The organism is Aeromonas sp. HMWF015, from assembly GCF_963878965.1.
Taxonomy (GTDB): domain Bacteria; phylum Pseudomonadota; class Gammaproteobacteria; order Enterobacterales; family Aeromonadaceae; genus Aeromonas; species Aeromonas veronii.
In genome coordinates this window covers 1-1,071 of the sequence record NZ_CAWNZT010000140.1, presented here as the reverse complement: position 1 = coordinate 1,071, position 1,071 = coordinate 1, and the positions used below count along the sequence as shown (strand labels likewise).

At 60.2% G+C, this 1,071-nt stretch carries 1 pseudogene; it reads right to left on the bottom strand.

The features are described from left to right. Positions 1–1,071: pseudogene (locus AACS18_RS07295) on the bottom strand (putative selenate reductase subunit YgfK); the annotation flags it as partial.

Genomic DNA, 1,071 nt, shown 5'->3' with positions numbered 1-1,071 from the left:
TGCGATCCTCGGACTTCCACTCCTTCTGGGTGTAATCCATGGTGAGGGCCTTGGCGGCAAGCGCCTCCAGCTTGGCCACATCCACCTGACTCATGCCCCAGCTGTCCGACGCATCTATCTCTTTGAGGCACTCGATCTGGCGCAGGTAGCCGCCTGGTTTCAGCAGGTCGGTGGCCATGGTGATGGGACGGATACCGGTCTCGAAGATCTCGGCGATGTTGAACTTGCTGGCACCGCCCGAGTAGGAGATGGGCAGCTTGCCATCGAAGGCGCGAGACAGCACGGCCGCCACGTTGATGGAGAGCGGGAACAGCGCCCGGCCGGACATGTACATCTCATCCCCCGGCAGCGCCCCCTTGCGGTTGATGGTGCCAAGGGTATTGGTGAGCTTGACCCCGAAGGTGAGCCCCTTCTCGGCCCCCAGCGCCATCAAGCGGGTCAACATCGCCTTGGCCTGATCCAGCTTGAGGTCGTGGTCGAACGACTCTTCGCTCAGACCAATGTAATCAAAGCCGCAGGTATCGAGGATCTCGCGCACCCGCGAGTAGCCGAGCAGGGTCGGGTTGAGTTTGACGAAGGTGTTGAGCCCCTTCTCTTCCAGCATGTAGCGGCAGATGGCCTCAATCTCGTTCGGTGGGCAGCCGTGCATGGTAGAGAGGGTAACGCCGTGCACCAGATTGGCCGGGATACGCTCCACCAGCTGTTGCAGGCGATCGCGGCGCCCCCCCAGTCCCAGCTCGGCGATAAACTGCTCGTCGGCCACGAGGTCACGTACCACCTGCTGGTACTCGGCAAATTTCGGACTGCTGCTGGCATCCATCAGGCTGTGGATAAACTGCTGCATCGGTGGCTGTTTGATGCCGTCAAGGTTGTAACCCACGCTCATGTTGAAGATGAAGGACTTGGCCTCTCCGTCGAGGCGCGGGTCGAACACCTCCTCCAGCAGGTAGAGGGCAAACCAAGCTTTCAGATACTCGTCAAACGCCTTGGGCAGGGTGAACTCGGTAGACCACTCGGTGTTGAAGCACTCGTCTTCAGCATCGATGCAGGGCTTTTCCAGTTCGAGACGGT